Here is a 15815-nt window from a genome sequence, read left to right on the forward strand (position 1 = left end):
CTGATTCTGAACGGATCCGCCAGCTAGAAAAAGAGGTCTCTAAGCTGCGCGAAGAACGTGACATCCTGCGCAAGGCCGCGAAGTATTTTGCCGAAGAGACACGCTGGTAATCCGCTTCCAGTTTGTCTATGACTACCGAACCGAGTACTCGGTCAAGCGGATGTGCCACGTGTTAAAGCTCAATCGCTCCTCGTTCTACAAATGGGTCAACACCCGCGAAGAACGCAGGTTAAAGATGTGTTCTGATGCTCTTATTGGTGCACGAATCAAGACCATCTTCGATGATGAGCACGGGCTTTATGGTGCTAAACGCATCGCTGCAAGCCTCAACGACGATACGGACTTTCCCGGCCCCTTTAGGGTAGAAAGCATCAAGTCATCAATCAATAGGTGCGATGATGCATCTTCCTTCTGGAAGCCGTGAATGGTTGACTGGTGTCTTAAGTCAGTGCGAGCGTCAGGATCGGTACTCCGATGGAGAATGCGAGCATGCCTAAGCAGTTGATCCAGAATGCGCTACCGAGGAAGTGGGCGCGGACATGGGCTGCTGCGGCCGCGCAGAAATAGGCGATGACTCCAATCATGGCTGTGATTCCTACGCCGGGGAACCAGAGGCCGGCAATGAGTCCTACGGCGGCGAGGCACTTGATGACAATGAGCGCCCACCACCAGTCCTTGGGGAGTTTGACGCCGCTGAGGCAGGCTTCGATGAAGGGGACTGGTTTGAGGGAGAGGGCGGCGTCGCCAAGCAGAATGGCTGCTAGTAGAAGGGAGGGCCAGGCTGGGGAAGATTCTAGGATCATTGGGTTACTCCGAATGCGGTGTTGAGGCGTTCGATCGATGAGGCGGCTTGGGATGTGAGGTGCTCGGTGTCGTAGATTCCGGCGGCCCAGCCGATGAGTAAGCCGAGGTAGACGTTGTACAGCAGGTCGGCGTACTCGGCCGCATCGGCGCTGCTGAGCCTGGTGCCGAGTCGCAGGGTGATTTCATCGGTCAGGAGCGTTTTGAGTGCGGTGAGCGCTTCGCCTTGATTGCCTTGTTGGATGAGTGCTGCGCCAAAGGCGCGGGAGAGCTCTTCGTGGCCGGTAAACATCTGGAGGAAAGGTCTCAGGACATCGAGAAGGCTATCGGATTGTCCCCGGATGTCATCGTGGAGTTCTGAAATGTGTTGGCCAATGGTGCGGATGAGCAGCGTTTGTTTGTCGCCGACTCCCATGACGGTTCCCACGCTAACGCCAGCTTCGGATGCGATAGTCCGGATGCTGGTGGTGGCGTAGCCCTGAGTGAGGAAGAGTTCGTAGGCGGTGGCCAGGACCTTGCTGTCGGTGCCAGCTTTGGCGGCCGAACGCGATGGGTGAACGTGTTCAGTGAACATGTTCAAAAGGGTAGCTCTTGATGGCTTCGGGGTCAATGACGCCGAAGTGTTGACAGTTGGCGCTAGGCCAGCGCGGGGAAGACGCGGTCGCGCAACAGATGCGCAAGTTCGCGGTCGGGTGCAGCTGGGTTGACCCAGGCGGTGTCGCCGATTTCGGCGGCGGCGTGGGGCTCGTCGGTGGGGACGGTGCGTGTGCAGGTGAAGATGGTGCCGACAATGACAGAAGCAGCAGGTAGGCCGAAGCCTAAAGGAGGCTAAATGTCAGCAGGGCGAATTGCGGCAAGATACGCCCTCTTGCGGGCTCTCGCAAGGATTTTTGGGGAAGTGTATACGTTCGTCTACGGTTTCCATTTTTTGCTTCCAAATTTGTCTACCACATGTAACTCTAGGGGGTGTCCGAGTTCTCGGCCATCTTCTCGCGAAAGGGATAAGGGCATGTATTGCCCCAAGAAATGTGCGCCTCTGGTAGTGCTGATTGCGGCAGTATCAGTTCTCGCTCCAGTTAAAGCACTTCCTCAGCGGGTTGGTTTTTGAAAACTATCGTTGCACTAAATGGCGAAGGTTTTAGGGTAGCGTGCTTGGAATTTCGCCATATGGACGTTGCTGAACTGTCTGGAGAGCAGTCAAAGAGAATCTACCGGTTAGGGAGAATAATTTATGTGGAAAAAAATCTTGGCCACTATTGGCGTTATTCTGATGACGCTTTCCGTTTATGTTCAATGGCCGTATGCTGTCACGATTGCTCTAGCAGTTTTGGTCATTGTCCTTGTGTTTCTTCCCAGCGGGAAGAAGTAAATGCCTGAGTAGGGGTGGGTATTTCAGCGGACCTGCCTCTGTCTTATGTTGATGAGCCGAGAAAATGGGCGCGGAGGTGCGCTGCTACAGATGCGTAGAAACAGGCGATGCGGCCTGTGGCTTCGAGATGCAATTTACGAAAACGTACCTACCCAGCCAGCGCGGGGAAGACGCGGTCACGCAACAGGTGCGCAAGCTCGCGGTCGGGTGCTGTTGGGTTGACCCAGGCGGTGTCCCCGATTTCGGCGGCGGCGTGGGGTTCGTCGGTGGTGACGGTGCGGGTGCAGGTGAAGATGGTGCCGACGACGACCTCGCCCGGTTCGTTGGCGGCGGGAGCGTCGAAGGTGCCGAGTTTGTTGAGGCTCTCGGCGTCGAGGGTGAGGCCTACTTCTTCGGCGACTTCGCGTAGGGCGGCGTCGACAAGCGCCTCGCCCGCCTCGGGCTTGCCGCCGGGCAGTTGGTACTTGGTGGAGGACTTCTTGCGCACGGTAAGCACGTGGCCTTGTGGGTTGCGGATGACGACGGCTGCTACTTCAATCATGGCTGCTGATTGTAGGCGGCCTAGAGCAGCGGCAGGAGCACGAGGGCGAGATTGAGTGCGATGACCAGCGCGGCAAGCGTCCAGCCCACGGCCATAGACCAGGGTTTCGCGGCGAACTCACCCATGACGTCCCGGGAGCCGGCATAGCGGAAAAGCGGGATGATGGCGAAGGGGATGCCCAGGGAAAGAAGTGCCTGGCTGACCACCAGTGCCATAGTGGGGTCGACCCCGCAGCCGATGATGACCAGCGCCGGGATGAGCGTGACCAGGCGGCGGACTAGTAGGGGGACCTTGATGTGAAGCAGGCCGTCCATGATTTCGGAGCCGGCGTAGGCGCCCACTGACGTCGAGGCGAGGCCGCTGGCCAGCAGGCCGATGGCGAAGAGAACGCCGGCCAACGGGCCGAGGTGGCTGGCAATCGCCGTGTGGGCCCCGGAGATGGTCTCTGTGCCGTCCACGCCGTAGAGGGCCGAGCCCGCCAGGACCAGCAGGCCCACGTTGACGAGCCCGGCGATGGACAGCGCCACGGCGATGTCCGCGCGGGTGCCGGCCAGCACGTGGGGGATTTCCAGGTCGGGGTAGCGCTGCTTGGTCAGGGAGGAGTGTAGGTAAATGGCGTGCGGCATGACGGTGGCGCCCAACATGGAGGCGGCCAGCAGGATGCTGTCCTTGCCCTCTAGGCGGGGGATGAGGCCGCCGGCCACGTCGGCGGGGTCGGGCGGGGCGATGGCGAGGCCGGCAAGGAAGCCGATGCAGATGACCAGGAGCAGGCCGATGACAAGCCCCTCGAACCACTGGTTCTTCTTCTGGAAGATGAGGAGAATGATGGAGACCGCGCCGATGATGAGCGCGCCCGCGAACAGGGGGAGGTTGAAGAGGAGTTGCAGGGCAATGGCGCCGCCGATGACTTCGGCGAGGTCGGTGGCCGCGGCGATGAGCTCGGCCTGGGCCCACATGCCTAGGCGCGCGCGGCGGGAGAGACGCTCGCCCATGATTTCCGGCAGGGAGCGGTGGGTGACTAGGCCCAGTTTGGCGGAGTGGTACTGGATGAACATGGCCATGAGGTTGGCCACGACGAGTACCCACACCAGGAGGTAGCCGTAGTGGGAGCCGGCGCTGATGTTGGCGGCTACGTTGCCGGGGTCGACGTAAGCCACTGCAGCAACGAAGGCGGGGCCGGTGAGGCTGATTAAGGTCTTACGCATAGGCATCTCCATACCAAAAGTTCAACTACTTGAAGTCTAGTTTTCATCGCCATATGTTCAAGCCAGGGGTTTGATCCGGCAAACCATGTTAAAGTTTATTTGTTAATTATTTAAATTACTTTATGTATTTTGGCTGGTTAGAGACAGGGAGGTGCAACGGGTATACTCCCTTCAGTGCGCCAAAGTTGGAAGATTTTTATCAGGGATGTAGCCAGGCTTGGCCGCGTCCCCAGGGTGTGGATCATCCTCATCGGACTCATCATCACCCCCGCGTTGTATTCATGGGTGAACATCGCGGCTTTTCGTGACCCTTACGGCCATACCAACAACATCAAGGTGGCCGTGGTTAACGAGGATAAGGGTGCTAACAACGAGCTGACGGGGAAGATAGATGTCGGCAGTGAGGTCATTGAGAAACTCAAAAAGAATGACCAGCTAGGCTGGCAATTCCTCGAGCGCGATGAAGCCGAGAAAGCTCTTTTAGAGGGAGACGTGTATGCCTCGGTGACGATTCCTGAGGACTTTAGCGAGAACCTCGTGAGCATGCTCGACGGGAAGTTCACGCAGCCCCAGCTGGTCTACCGTGTCAACGAGAAGAACAACGCCATCGCCGTGAAGATCACGGATACCGGTGCCAAAGGTCTGGACAAGCAGATTACGGCAGCCTTCAAGGAGCAGGTGGCCACGGTTGCGGCGGAAAACGTTAAGGACACCGGTACCGACTTCGAGCGAAAAATCACGCGCGCGATGAACAACACCAGCTCCGCGTTCGGGGAGACCGCGCAGGAGATTGACGGCAACCGCGAGAACCTTGCGCGGATCCAGGGAAAGCTTGACGCCGCTGCTGATTCCACGTTGGGAGCTAAGTCTACGGTGGCCAATGTGAGTGCTGCGCTGGGCGACGCCCAAACAGCCCTCGCCGAGGTCTCCTCCCTAGTCGAGCAGGCCCAAGGGGGCATCGGTGACTTCACCGACCAGACCACAGGTGTCTTCGTCAGTGGCGCAAGTGCGGTGGCGGACGGTACCGCCCAGGCGCAGGAATCCATTGCGGATGTCACAGCTGGCCTGAACCAGGCCGGTGACCGTTTCGATTACGCCACGCAGCGAGCGAACACTGCCATTGACGCGAGCGCAGAATCGATTGCGCAGCTTAAAGCCCTGCGCGATTCCGCAACGCTCTCACCGCAGGTGGCCAAGGAAATTGATGACGCGATCCAGCGCCTTGATGAGGGTAATGAATCCAACCGCCAGTTGGTGGGAAACCTCAGCGCGCTGAGCAAGGATACTCAGACCGCGGCGGACAATGTGCAGGCTAGTGCGGAGGCCATCAACCAGGCAGCGGCCGATACTAAGGCCACCTCGCAAACGCTGCGCGATACCGTGACGACGGCCGTGCCGGAGATCAACCGCGCCATGAGCAGCCTGAGCTCCACGGCGAGTGCTTTGAGCTCCACCCTGGAAGCCCAGAAGGGCACCATGCAGGAGGCAGACGGTCTCCTAGATGGTGTGGCCCAGCAGCTGCGGGCCACGAAGGACACCTTGTCCGATTTCGATGCCAACCTCCTTGCCCTACAGGACAGTTTGCGCGCTATGCAGGGTGATGTGGGTTCGCTGCGTGCTGCGATGAACTCCAAAGTCGTTCAAGATGTCACCGGGCTGGATGCGGAAGAAATCGGTAAGTTCTTTGCCGAGCCCATCGAGCTGAAGACCGAAACCGTGTACCCGGTGGACAGCTACGGCTCCGCCATGGCGGCGCTGTTTACCAACCTCTCCCTGTGGATCGGCGCCTTTGTCCTCATGGTTATCTTCCGGGTCGAGGTGGATAAGGAAGGATTCCACCGCGTCACGGTGGGCCAGGCCTACCTAGGCCGCTTCCTCCTCATGGCCTTGATGGTCATCATCCAGGCCATCACGGTGACCGTCGGTGACCTGCTCATCGGCGTGCAGACCGTGAACGCGCCTGCCTTCATCCTGACGGGCGTGCTCGTGGGGCTGGCCTACTTGAGCATTATCTATGGGTTGTCGACGTCGCTGGGGCACCTCGGCCGCGGCCTCTGCGTGGTCTTTGTCATTATCCAGATTCCGGGTGCTTCGGGCCTGTACCCGATTGAGCTGTTGCCCAACTTCTTCCACACCATCTACCCACTACTGCCATTCACGTACGGCATCGATGCCATGCGTGAAACCATCGGTGGGTTCTACGGCAACCACTATTTCAAGAACATGGGCGTGCTCGCCTTCATGTTCATTCTGTTCTTCGTCTTCGGCCTGTTGCTGCGTAAGGCTTTGGCGCACTTCAACGTCATCTTTAACCGCGAGCTGCGGGATACCGAGCTCTTTGACTATGAAAATGTGCAGGTTGTCGGCTCCGGCTACCGCATCGCGGACGTCATCCAGGCGTTGGATAGCCGCAGTGGTCTGAAGAAAGATTTGGACCGCCGCGCGCATGACTGGGGCTACTGGCTCAAGCTGGTGGCCATCGCCGGTGTTATCGGAGTGGTGATCCTCATCGTCGTCTCGGGTCTCTTGCCCGACCAGAAGCCGCTGCTTCTGGCTATTTGGACGGCATGGTGCTTCCTCATCATTATCGCCGCGGTCACCCTGGACTACCTACGCATCAGTCTGAAGCAGTCCGCAGAGCTGGTGACGTTGGATGAGGATGACATCAAACATCCGGCTCGCATCGGGGCCGACTCCACGGAGGGGGATAACTAATGCGTGGAACACTCGATCTTTTCGTCAACGACATGCGCACCGCATGCCGCAACGTGATGAGCACGGTGATGCTCGTGGGCCTCGTCGTTATCCCGATGCTGTTCACCTGGTTTAACGTTCTGGCCAGCTGGGATCCCTTCGATAACACCAGCCAGCTCAAGGTGGCGGTGGCTAGCAAGGACACCGGCTATAAAAGCGATCTGTTGCCGGTGCCCATCAACGTCGGCGACCAGGTGCTCAATGAGCTACGTGCAAACGAGCAGCTGGATTGGGTTGTGACCACCTCCGATGAGGCGATTGAAGGTACCAAGTCCGGTGAGTATTACGCAGCCATCGTGCTCCCGGAAGACTTCAGTACCGACATGATGAACTTCTACACGGATGGTTCCCAGCCCGCGGATTTGTCCTTCTATATGAATGAGAAGAAGAACGCGCTGGCGCCGAAGATCACCGGTCAAGGCGCGGAGGGTGTGTCGGCCCAGGTTGCCGAAGCTTTCACCACGACGGTCGGTGACGTCTCCTTCGATCTGGTCACCTCACTCTCGGACTTCTTGAGCCAGGGTGATACCAAGGCTGTGTTGGACCGGATGCAGGCGCGCGCGGATGGCGTGCAGACCCAGCTCGATATGGCCGCCCGTACCGCGCGTTCCCTCGCTGGCCTCGTGGATACCGCGGTTCCGCTCATGGAAAGCGCCCAGCGCATTGCGGACTCGGCGGACCTGGAGCTGCCGGAGATTCAGTCCTCCTCGCTCAACGTTTCCACGGATGCGCTGCAGCAATCGCTCGATGCCACCAGCGCTAGTTATGATGTGGTGCGCCAACGCATTGATGCGCTTTACGACGACGCCTCCGCCTCCCGCGCCGACCGCGTCGCCGCGCTCAACACCTTGGCCGGCCAGGTAGAAGGCACCATTGCCCAGTATCAGAACCTGCACGGCCACATTGAGGCCCTGCCAATTCCTGCCGGGGATAAAGAGAAGTCGCTCAGCCGTATCGAGGAGGCCATCGACGCGCAGCGCACTCTCCACGCGCGCCTCACTGCGGCCGCGAATGCTCCCGAACCCACGAAGCCGGATCTCTCCAGCATCGACAATGCCAAGAAGGCAGTGGAGGGAATCTCCACCTCTGGTCTGCGCGAATCCCTGCGTGCGCTGCAGGACTCCCTGGGCCAGGTGAGCGCGGATCTGGATACCGCGAAGACTCCCGTCACCATTGATTCCTCTTCCCTGACGGATGCTCGGGATGCGGTACAGAAGCTCGCCTCTGGCCTGCAGGATAAGGCCAACAAGTTCGGCGACCTGCGGAAGGATATCGACTCCGCTGCGGCATCTGGTGACCTGAAGAAGTTGGCGGACCTCATCGGTTCCGATCCGGATGCCTTGGCGCGTGCGATTGCGGCGCCGGTGGACGTCGACAGGCAAGCGGTCTACCCAGTCAAGAGCTTTGGTGCCGGCATGACACCCATGTACACGGCGCTGGCCCTGTGGGTCGGCGCGCTGCTGACTGCGGTGAGCGTGCGCACCGACGTGGTGGACAAGGACAAGTACTCGCCGATGCAGCGCTTCTTCGGCCGCTTTGGAATGTTCGTCGCGGTTGGTCTCATGCAGTCGACGATGCTCATCTTGGGCCTCATCTTCTTCGTGGGCATCGAGCCCGCGCACCCGATTCTCATGCTGCTGGCAGGCTGGGTTAGCTCGCTCATCTTTATGCTGATTTGCTACACCTTCGTGGTCTCCTTCGCCAACGCAGGCAAAGCCTTGGCGGTGCTCATGCTGGTGGTCCAAGTATCGTCGTCGGGCGGTGCCTACCCCTTGCAGGTGCTCCCGGACTGGTTCCAGAACATTAGCCCGTGGCTGCCGGCGACCTATACCATCCGTGCTTTCCGCGCGGCCATCGCCGGAACTTACCACGGTGATTACTGGCTCTCCCTGTTCGCCCTCTTGCTCTTTGCCATACCGATGCTGATTCTGGGCGTGGTCTTCCACAAGCCGTTGGAGAAGTTCACCAACGGCTGGGTGGAGACCTTGGACAAGACCAAGCTGATGTAGCGCTCCGCCGATGCTATTTACATAAAACTGTGGAGATATTCACAGGTTTGTGGGGTCCCGTGAGACGGCATCCAGCGGTAGGCTGAACCGCTGTGAATCGCGGTCATTTCCTGGGCCCGGCTCGGCTCACCGCCGTGGGCTTTATCCTGCTCATCCTCGTGGGAACGCTGCTGCTGATGCTGCCGATTTCCGCCAACGTTCCGCAGTGGACACCGTTCCTGCCGGCGCTGTTTACGGCGACCTCGGCGGTCTCTTTGACGGGCCTCGTAGTGGAGGACACGGGTACCTATTGGACCTCCTTCGGCCAAGCGGTCATCATCGCGCTCATCCAGTTGGGCGGCCTTGGAATCATGAGTTTGGCGTCGCTGTCGGGCATGCTGTTGACCGGCCGTATCAGCTTCAAAGCCCGCCGGACCATGGCTGCGGAGGGCCGCGCCGTGGCCTCCGGCGGCATTCGCCGCGCGCTCTTGCTTACCGTGGTCATGACCCTGATTTGCGAGGCCATCGTCGCTGTGTTCATCGGCGTGCGCCTAGCCACCGAACACGGCGTGGCACCAGGGCGAGCAGCGTGGGAAGGAGTGTTCCACGCCATTTCGGCCTTCAATAACGCAGGTTTCAGTACCTATTCAGACAGCGTTATCTCCTTCGCTGCTGATGGCTGGATCCTCCTTCCCCTTGCCTTCGCCCTGATCATCGGTGGCTTGGGTTATCCCATGCTGGCGGAGTTCGTGCGACGGGCCCGCGCACGGCTAACGCGCTGGCGCGGCGGCACGCCCCGCATTCACCGCATGTCCATGACCGCCCGGATGACGCTGGGCGCCACCGCGTTCTTGTTGCTGGGTGGCACCGTGGTCTTCTTCCTCTCCGAGGGTTCCGGTGTGCTGCATGGAATGCCGCTGGGCCAGAAACTGATCAACGCCTTCTTCATGAGCGCTTCGCCCCGAACGGCAGGTTTTAACGCCATCGATTACGGTGAGGCGCACCCGTTGACGCTGATGGTGACGGACATCTTGATGTTCATCGGCGGCGGCTCCGCCGGTACTGCGGGCGGCATCAAGGTCACCACCACATGCGTTCTGGGCGCCGCGATGATCTCGGAATTCTTGGGCCGGGAGGACACCTCCATTGGGCACCGGCGCCTGCCGCTGTCCACCTTCCGCCAAGCCCTCGCGCTCACGGCCGCCGGAATGGTGGTCGTGGCCCTCGGCGTGGCAACGCTACGCATCTGGGACCCCGAGTTCACCGCGGACCAGGTCACATTCGAAGTCATGTCTGCCTTCGCCACCGTGGGTTTGTCCACGGGTATTACCGCAAGTTTGTCCGCACCATCACAGCTCATGCTGTGCCTCATCATGTACGTTGGCCGCGTAGGCCCCACCACTTTCGTGGCGGCACTGGCCGCCCGGACCATTACCCTGCGCTACCGCTACCCAGAAGAAAGGCCGTTCATTGGTTAACATGTTCAGCGCCCTGCGGCGTGAAAAGTCTTCCATTAATATCCCGCCGGTCGTCGTCATTGGTATGGGGCGGTTCGGTTCTTCCCTGGCTCGCGAGCTGATGGAGCATGGCGTGGAGGTCCTCGGCATCGATGCTGAGGAGAAGCACGTGCGCGAACACGCCGCGTACCTCACCGAAGCGGTGACCGCGGATACCACCGACGCCGAGGCCCTTCGCCAGCTCGGCGTCGATGAGGTAGAGCGCGTGGTCGTGGCCATCGGTTCGGATCTGGAGGATTCCATCCTTACGGCCTCCAACCTCGTGGAGCTCGGGGTGAGCGATATCTGGGCCAAGGCTGATTCAGATGCTCATGCCCGCATCCTGCGCCAACTCGGAGTGCACCACGTGATTCGCCCGGAGCGCGATACGGGCCGCCGCGTGGCGCACCTGTTGGGCGGGCGCTTCGAGGATTTTGCAGAGATCGCCACCGACTATGGTGTGACGGCGATGACCCCGCCGGCGTCGATAAGCAAGCGCCCGCTCAACCTGCACCAGGTGTGGGAAGCACACAACGTTCAGCTCATCTCCCGCTGTGAGGGGCCTGGCCAGTGGCGCCCGCTTGTCGACGGCACCGAGCTCACCCACCGCGACCTCATCGTCGTCGCCGGTAGCCCCGCGGATCTGGAGGCCTTCTCGCAGTCCTAGGCGGCGCCTCGCGCTGTGGAGTGAGGAGCGGGGCGCTACAGTAGCGCCTATGAGGAAGGCACGTTTCCCGCGCTCGGTGTATGGAACAGGGGAGGAACCCGACCCGCGCTTCAGCATGGCTAATGAGCGCACCTTTCTGGCGTGGATCCGCACGTCCTTGGCCTTTATCGCCGGTGGTGTGGCCCTGGAGACCTTCGAGCTACCTCTGAACACCACGCTGACTCGCGTCGTCTCCATCATCATGCTGATCGTGGCCATCATCCTGCCGGCGGTGGCGTGGTTTCACTGGGGTGCCTCGGAGCGCGCGATGCGCCATGGGCGTCCGCTCCCGGCTAGCCCGGCGTTGGCGTTGATTGTTGGTGTGGTGATCATCATCGGCCTGATGATTCTGGTGGGCGAGCTGCTAGCGTGAGCGAGCTTTTTGATCCCGGCCTCCAACCCGAGCGCACCCGCTTAGCCTGGCAGCGCACGGGTCTCGCCGGCCTCATCGCGGGTTTGCTCGTCGTTCGTTCCGTTGCGCCATGGGCCGCACTGATTGTTGGGGTAGTGGTGGCCGTTGTGTTGTGGTTGGCCACCGCCAAGCTTCGCGACGCTGACGAGATCCTGGCCCGGGCCGAATCACCTGCCCTGCCCGGAGCTTCGGCGCTCGCCGCCGTTGCGCTGGGAACGATGCTTCTCGGCGCGGTTGCTTTCTTCGCGCTGTGGTAGCGCAAACCCCCAGACCTCGATCCCGAAACTCCCTGGTGGGCGGTGGGGCGTCGGCAAGCGCTTGGCGACGCCCACCTGCAGGTTGCGGGTTTCAGGTCTGGGGATCTAGCGGAAGTTTCGGGGGCCCGCAGCTAAGTGCCGTGCGATGGTGTTGATGAAGTCTTCTGGAGCTTCGCGCAATTCTTGGGGAGAGAAACGTAAGACGACAAAGCCCTGGTTGAGGAGTGCCTTTTGGCGTTGGTGCTCGGCCCGAATCACCTCATCCAGCTCGTTCTCGTATTTCACGTTGCCGTCGATCTCAATGAGGAGCCAGTCATTGATCGCGAGGTCGGCGTAGTACTGATTGACTCGGTATTGGGCGCGCAGGCTGCGAACCGCCGGAAGGTCCGCGTCAAGGATGAGCGCCCGCGCGTAGGACTCCCAGGGAGATTCGGAGCTGTTGACGCTATGTTCCACGGCCCGGCGTGCATCCGCGACTCCTTTCACGCGGCCCATGTCGCCGAGTACCCAGTTGAGAGTGTCCTTTGATACCCGTCGTGACCTTACGTAGTCTGCGGCGACGAGTCCTTCGACGAATCCATCGAATCGTGCGATATCAATCGCCGTACGCGCGAGAGAAGTGACCCGGATGCCGTGGATGCGAGCCGCCGCTTTGCCCAGGAGAGTTGCCCGCGGTGCGGCACGCGCATGGGCATAGACCTCTGCGGTTTCTCGCTCCCAGGGTTTCAAGTGCAGCCATCGGTGCAGGGGAATGGCATAGCACCACGCGAGCTTATGGAATTTCCTCGCGTGAATTTTGCCCCATCGGGGGTCGTCGTTGGTGAGCGTGCGCAGATCGACTATGTGGGTGTCTATGTAGTGAAAGATGCCTAGGTTGTTCATGGCTTACTTGTAGCGCATTGGCGTGGATCGCGCGCGGCGAGCGGTACGCAGCGCTAAACCCCCAGACCTCGATCCCGAAACTCCCGGGTGGGTGGTGGGGCGTCGGCAAGCGCTTGGCGACGCCCACCTGCAGGTTGCGGGATCGAGGTCTGGGGATCTACGGAGGCGGGGAATTGAGTAAGGAATGCCCACACATTGGTGAGCATTCTTTGCAGCTAATCTGCAAAAGATTTTGCTAACAGGGGTGAATCTTCGGCTTGAGTGGGGGTAATGGGGCGAAAGTGTTTGTTGGCTGTCTGTGGTCTCGATAGCCTGAACGTGTAGGCCCATTCAGTGATTTCAATAACTCTCTCAGCTGAATGGGGGCTGGTTAACCAGGAAAAGGAGGGGGCAGATGACTACCCCGCAAACTCACGTCTCAACTTCGCACACGGAGGGCGAGGACGACCGCGGCGTCGATACGCGCGAATGGCGCCGCATGGCCATTGGCCTCATCCTCGGTCTCGTTTTGGCCGCTCTTGTGTGGTTTCTCTTTCCCAGCAACGCCGTGGAAACGGTGTTGCAATCACCCGGCGCTAAGGAAGACGCCGAATACACCCAGGGTGCGCTGCGCGCCGTAGCCGCCGTGACGATTCTCATGGGTGTGTGGTGGATGACGGAGGCCATCCCGCTGGCCGCCACCGCGCTTTTGCCGCTGGTCATCTTCCCGCTGGCTGGCGTTGGCACCATTAAGGATGTGGGTGCGCCCTATGCCTCATCCACCATCTTCTTGTTCATGGGTGGCTTCCTCATCGCCCTGGCCCTGCAGCGCTGGAACTTGCACCGCCGCATGGCGCTGTTCGTGGTGAAGGTCGTTGGTACCTCGCCGAAGCAGCTGATCCTCGGCTTCATGCTGGCCACCGGCTTCTTGTCTATGTGGGTGTCCAACACCGCTACCGCAGTGGTCATGCTGCCGATTGGTATTTCGGTGCTTTCGCTGACTGCCGACGCCGTCGGTGGCATGGCTAACCAGAAGAAGTTTGCCACTGCGCTCATGCTCGGTATTGCGTATTCGGCGTCGATTGGCTCGCTGGGCACGCTCATCGGCACCCCGCCGAACACCCTGCTGTCGGGCTACATGAAGGAAACTCACGGCATCGTCCTCGGCTTTGGCAAGTGGATGATGGTGGGCATGCCGCTGGCATTCATCTTCCTGTTCATTGCCTGGTTCATGCTGATCACCGTGTTCAAGCCGGAGATGGACAAGATTCCAGGCGGCCGCGAGCTCATTGATTCCGAGATTGAAAAGCTTGGCCCATGGACCGGCCCGCAGATCATGACGGGCATTATCTTCCTGGGTGCGGCCCTGGCTTGGGTGATTATCCCCCTCCTGGTGGGCAAGGAGTCGAACTACGACGATGCCATCGTGGGTATCGCTGCTGGTCTGCTGCTGTTTACTATCCCGGCTGATGCCAAGACCGGTGTGCGCCTTCTGGACTGGAAGACTGCAAATGAAATGCCGTGGGATGTGCTCCTGCTCTTCGGTGGTGGCCTGTCCCTGTCTTCGATGTTCAACAAGTCCGGCCTGTCTCTGTGGATTGGTGAGATGGCCAAGGGGCTGGGTGGTCTGCCGACCATCCTGCTGATCGTTTCGGTGGCACTGCTCGTGCTCTTCCTGACGGAGATCACCTCCAACACCGCAACGGCTGCGACCTTCCTGCCGATTATGGGCGGTGTGGCCGTGGGCATCGGCCTGACCGAGAATGGCGACATCAACGTCCTGCTGCTCACCATCCCGGTGGCGCTGGCCGCAACCTGTGCCTTCATGCTGCCGGTGGCGACCCCGCCGAACGCTATCGCCTATGGCTCCGGCTACGTCAAGATTGGCGACATGATCAAGGGCGGCATCGGCCTCAACCTGATTGGCTGCGTGCTCATCACCATCACCGTTTACTTGCTTGCCGTTCCGGTCTTTGGGTTGGTCCTGTAGCCTTCCGATAATGAAAAACGTTATCATTACGGGATGGCTACACCCGTTACCGTGCTGTCCGGATTCTTAGGCAGCGGAAAGACCACCCTTCTCAACCACCTGCTTGCTAACCGTGAGGGGCGCAAGCTGGCGGTTGTGGTTAATGACTTTTCCGAAGTCAACATCGATGCCGCCCTCGTCGCCGGCGAGGGCCATCTTGAGCGTGGCGAGGACCGCTTCGTTGAACTCTCCAACGGCTGCATTTGCTGCACGTTGCGCGAGGACTTGATTGAGTCCGTCGGCAAGCTGGCTCGTTCCGGCCGCTTCGACCAGATAGTCATCGAGTCCACCGGCATTTCTGAGCCCATGCCCGTTGCCGCCACTTTCGAGTGGGAGTTCGGGGACGGCACCACGCTTGCCGACGTCGCCCCTATCGACACCATGGTCTCCCTCGTGGACGCCTCTACGTTCCTTTCTCAATTGCGCCGCGGCCGCAGCCTGGTCTCCGAGAATATCGAGGCCACGCCTGACGACGACCGCACCATCGCCGATCTCTTCGTGGATCAAGTCGAGTTCGCCGATCTCATCCTCATCACCAAGACGGACCTGGTGGAGGCCGCCGAAACCGAGCGCGTCATCGCCACCGTGCGTGCCATGAACCCCCGCGCCCGCGTCGTGCCGGTGACCAACGGGGTCATCGATCCCGCGCTGGTTCTCGACGCCCACCTTTACGACGCCGCCACCGCCGCGACCTACCACGGCTACGCCGAGGAGCTGGCGAACCCGCACGCCCCCGAAACCGAAGAGTATGGCATCTCTTCGGTGGTCTTCCGTGCTGACCGTCCTTTCAACCGCGAGCGCCTACTCAAGGCCTTGCGTGCCAGCACAGGCCTGGTGCGCTCGAAGGGCTATTGCTGGATTGATACTGATCTGCGCGTGGCCCACGCCTGGCAGCAGGCCGGACCTAACTTACAGATCATGCCGGCCTCCTTGTGGGCTGCCAACGGCGTCACGCCCGGCACCGAGCTCGTGCTCATTGGCATCGACTTCGACCACGAGTCCACGCTTCAGTCCTTCCGCGACGCCGTGCTTTCCGACGCCGAAGTGGCCGCCCTCGTCTAGCCGCTCCTTAAGGTGAACACGGGGTGAATTGCTATGCCCATTTCTTGGGTTGAAAACATGCATTGACATCGGGATTTGTTAGTTCTCTGGAGTGTGGGTATAGTTATTCCTCGTTGCACAGCAGAGCACACACGCTCCGGCGTTAAGTACTGCGAACCAACGGACTGCGCCCGTAGCTCAACGGATAGAGCATCTGACTACGGATCAGAAGGTTGGGGGTTCGAATCCCTCCGGGCGCACCAAATCTCAGCCGCCTTCGGGCGGCTTTTCTCGTTTTCGACTCCGTGGGTTGGGCAAACCCGGCTTAAGGGACATTTCGTGTGGATTTGCGGCG

General features: G+C 60.3%; 14 protein-coding genes and 1 tRNA gene. 10 read left to right on the plus strand and 5 right to left on the minus strand.

Annotated features, from left to right (window positions below; all coding sequences use genetic code 11):
- The first annotated feature begins 169 nt into the window (after nucleotides 1-169).
- Nucleotides 170-424, plus strand: a complete 255-nt coding sequence (locus HMPREF2526_RS13770) for an IS3 family transposase (protein ID WP_168163149.1) — start codon at nucleotides 170-172, stop codon at nucleotides 422-424.
- Nucleotides 425-440: 16 nt separating this feature from the next.
- On the opposite strand, the gene HMPREF2526_RS04695 is transcribed toward HMPREF2526_RS13770, so the two are convergent.
- From HMPREF2526_RS04695 to HMPREF2526_RS04710, 4 genes are all read right to left on the minus strand, one after another.
- Entirely contained in the window at nucleotides 441-803 is a 363-nt protein-coding gene (locus HMPREF2526_RS04695; RefSeq protein ID WP_049157746.1) for a DoxX family protein, read from the minus strand.
- A complete protein-coding gene (locus HMPREF2526_RS04700) occupies nucleotides 800-1375 on the minus strand; it encodes a TetR/AcrR family transcriptional regulator (RefSeq protein WP_070546119.1) in 576 nt (191 codons plus the stop codon). The genes HMPREF2526_RS04695 and HMPREF2526_RS04700 overlap by 4 nt, the downstream gene beginning before the upstream one ends.
- A 943-nt stretch (nucleotides 1376-2318) precedes the next feature.
- Nucleotides 2319-2711 (minus strand): NUDIX hydrolase, encoded by a 393-nt coding sequence (locus tag HMPREF2526_RS04705; protein WP_070546121.1) that lies wholly within the window; start codon nucleotides 2709-2711, stop codon nucleotides 2319-2321.
- Between the two features lie 20 nt (nucleotides 2712-2731).
- Nucleotides 2732-3916 carry an Nramp family divalent metal transporter gene (locus tag HMPREF2526_RS04710; RefSeq protein ID WP_011272788.1) on the minus strand — a complete coding sequence of 395 codons (1185 nt, stop codon included), beginning with the start codon at nucleotides 3914-3916 and terminating at the stop codon, nucleotides 2732-2734.
- A gap of 174 nt (nucleotides 3917-4090) precedes the next feature.
- On the opposite strand from HMPREF2526_RS04710, the gene HMPREF2526_RS04715 reads away from it, so the two are divergent.
- From HMPREF2526_RS04715 to HMPREF2526_RS04740, 6 genes are all read left to right on the plus strand, one after another.
- Nucleotides 4091-6631, plus strand: coding sequence for a YhgE/Pip domain-containing protein (locus HMPREF2526_RS04715; protein WP_070546123.1), 2541 nt, complete (start codon nucleotides 4091-4093; stop codon nucleotides 6629-6631).
- On the plus strand, nucleotides 6631-8679 hold the full coding sequence (locus HMPREF2526_RS04720) for a YhgE/Pip domain-containing protein (RefSeq protein WP_070546125.1): 2049 nt from the start codon (nucleotides 6631-6633) through the stop codon (nucleotides 8677-8679). Before HMPREF2526_RS04715 ends, HMPREF2526_RS04720 begins: the two co-directional genes overlap by 1 nt.
- 92 nt (nucleotides 8680-8771) lie before the next feature.
- Nucleotides 8772-10136 carry a TrkH family potassium uptake protein gene (locus HMPREF2526_RS04725; protein ID WP_046648869.1) on the plus strand — a complete coding sequence of 455 codons (1365 nt, stop codon included), beginning with the start codon at nucleotides 8772-8774 and terminating at the stop codon, nucleotides 10134-10136.
- A 1-nt stretch (nucleotide 10137) separates the two neighbouring features.
- Nucleotides 10138-10821 (plus strand): potassium channel family protein, encoded by a 684-nt coding sequence (locus HMPREF2526_RS04730; protein WP_070546127.1) that lies wholly within the window; start codon nucleotides 10138-10140, stop codon nucleotides 10819-10821.
- 49 nt (nucleotides 10822-10870) lie between these two features.
- Nucleotides 10871-11233: a YidH family protein gene (locus tag HMPREF2526_RS04735; RefSeq protein WP_070546129.1), complete on the plus strand. Its 363-nt coding sequence runs from the start codon at nucleotides 10871-10873 to the stop codon at nucleotides 11231-11233.
- On the plus strand, nucleotides 11230-11529 hold the full coding sequence (locus tag HMPREF2526_RS04740) for a DUF202 domain-containing protein (protein ID WP_070516285.1): 300 nt from the start codon (nucleotides 11230-11232) through the stop codon (nucleotides 11527-11529). Before HMPREF2526_RS04735 ends, HMPREF2526_RS04740 begins: the two co-directional genes overlap by 4 nt.
- A 105-nt stretch (nucleotides 11530-11634) precedes the next feature.
- Here the strand turns inward: HMPREF2526_RS04740 and HMPREF2526_RS04745 are convergent, their stop codons facing one another.
- Nucleotides 11635-12411: a DUF559 domain-containing protein gene (locus tag HMPREF2526_RS04745; protein WP_070546131.1), complete on the minus strand. Its 777-nt coding sequence runs from the start codon at nucleotides 12409-12411 to the stop codon at nucleotides 11635-11637.
- A 394-nt stretch (nucleotides 12412-12805) separates the two neighbouring features.
- On the opposite strand from HMPREF2526_RS04745, the gene HMPREF2526_RS04750 reads away from it, so the two are divergent.
- From HMPREF2526_RS04750 to HMPREF2526_RS04760, 3 genes are all read left to right on the plus strand, one after another.
- Nucleotides 12806-14380: an SLC13 family permease gene (locus HMPREF2526_RS04750; RefSeq protein WP_070546133.1), complete on the plus strand. Its 1575-nt coding sequence runs from the start codon at nucleotides 12806-12808 to the stop codon at nucleotides 14378-14380.
- Between the two features lie 33 nt (nucleotides 14381-14413).
- Complete coding sequence (locus tag HMPREF2526_RS04755) at nucleotides 14414-15481, plus strand: GTP-binding protein (protein WP_049157763.1); 1068 nt, start codon at nucleotides 14414-14416, stop codon at nucleotides 15479-15481.
- A 166-nt stretch (nucleotides 15482-15647) separates the two neighbouring features.
- A tRNA-Arg gene (locus HMPREF2526_RS04760) sits at nucleotides 15648-15723 on the plus strand.
- Nucleotides 15724-15815: the final 92 nt, after the last annotated feature.

It is taken from the genome of Corynebacterium sp. HMSC070E08 (assembly GCF_001808895.1).
GTDB lineage: Bacteria > Actinomycetota > Actinomycetes > Mycobacteriales > Mycobacteriaceae > Corynebacterium > Corynebacterium hiratae.

Bases quoted from the DNA above. Each gene is read 5' to 3' on its own strand.
- HMPREF2526_RS04695 (WP_049157746.1), bottom strand. From the start codon at position 803: ATGATCCTAGAATCTTCCCCAGCCTGGCCCTCCCTTCTACTAGCAGCC.
- HMPREF2526_RS04700 (WP_070546119.1), bottom strand. From the start codon at position 1,375: ATGTTCACTGAACACGTTCACCCATCGCGTTCGGCCGCCAAAGCTGGC.
- HMPREF2526_RS04705 (WP_070546121.1), bottom strand. From the start codon at position 2,711: ATGATTGAAGTAGCAGCCGTCGTCATCCGCAACCCACAAGGCCACGTG.
- HMPREF2526_RS04710 (WP_011272788.1), bottom strand. From the start codon at position 3,916: ATGCGTAAGACCTTAATCAGCCTCACCGGCCCCGCCTTCGTTGCTGCA.
- HMPREF2526_RS04720 (WP_070546125.1), top strand. From the start codon at position 6,631: ATGCGTGGAACACTCGATCTTTTCGTCAACGACATGCGCACCGCATGC.
- HMPREF2526_RS04730 (WP_070546127.1), top strand. From the start codon at position 10,138: ATGTTCAGCGCCCTGCGGCGTGAAAAGTCTTCCATTAATATCCCGCCG.
- HMPREF2526_RS04735 (WP_070546129.1), top strand. From the start codon at position 10,871: ATGAGGAAGGCACGTTTCCCGCGCTCGGTGTATGGAACAGGGGAGGAA.
- HMPREF2526_RS04745 (WP_070546131.1), bottom strand. From the start codon at position 12,411: ATGAACAACCTAGGCATCTTTCACTACATAGACACCCACATAGTCGAT.
- HMPREF2526_RS04750 (WP_070546133.1), top strand. From the start codon at position 12,806: ATGACTACCCCGCAAACTCACGTCTCAACTTCGCACACGGAGGGCGAG.
- HMPREF2526_RS04755 (WP_049157763.1), top strand. From the start codon at position 14,414: ATGGCTACACCCGTTACCGTGCTGTCCGGATTCTTAGGCAGCGGAAAG.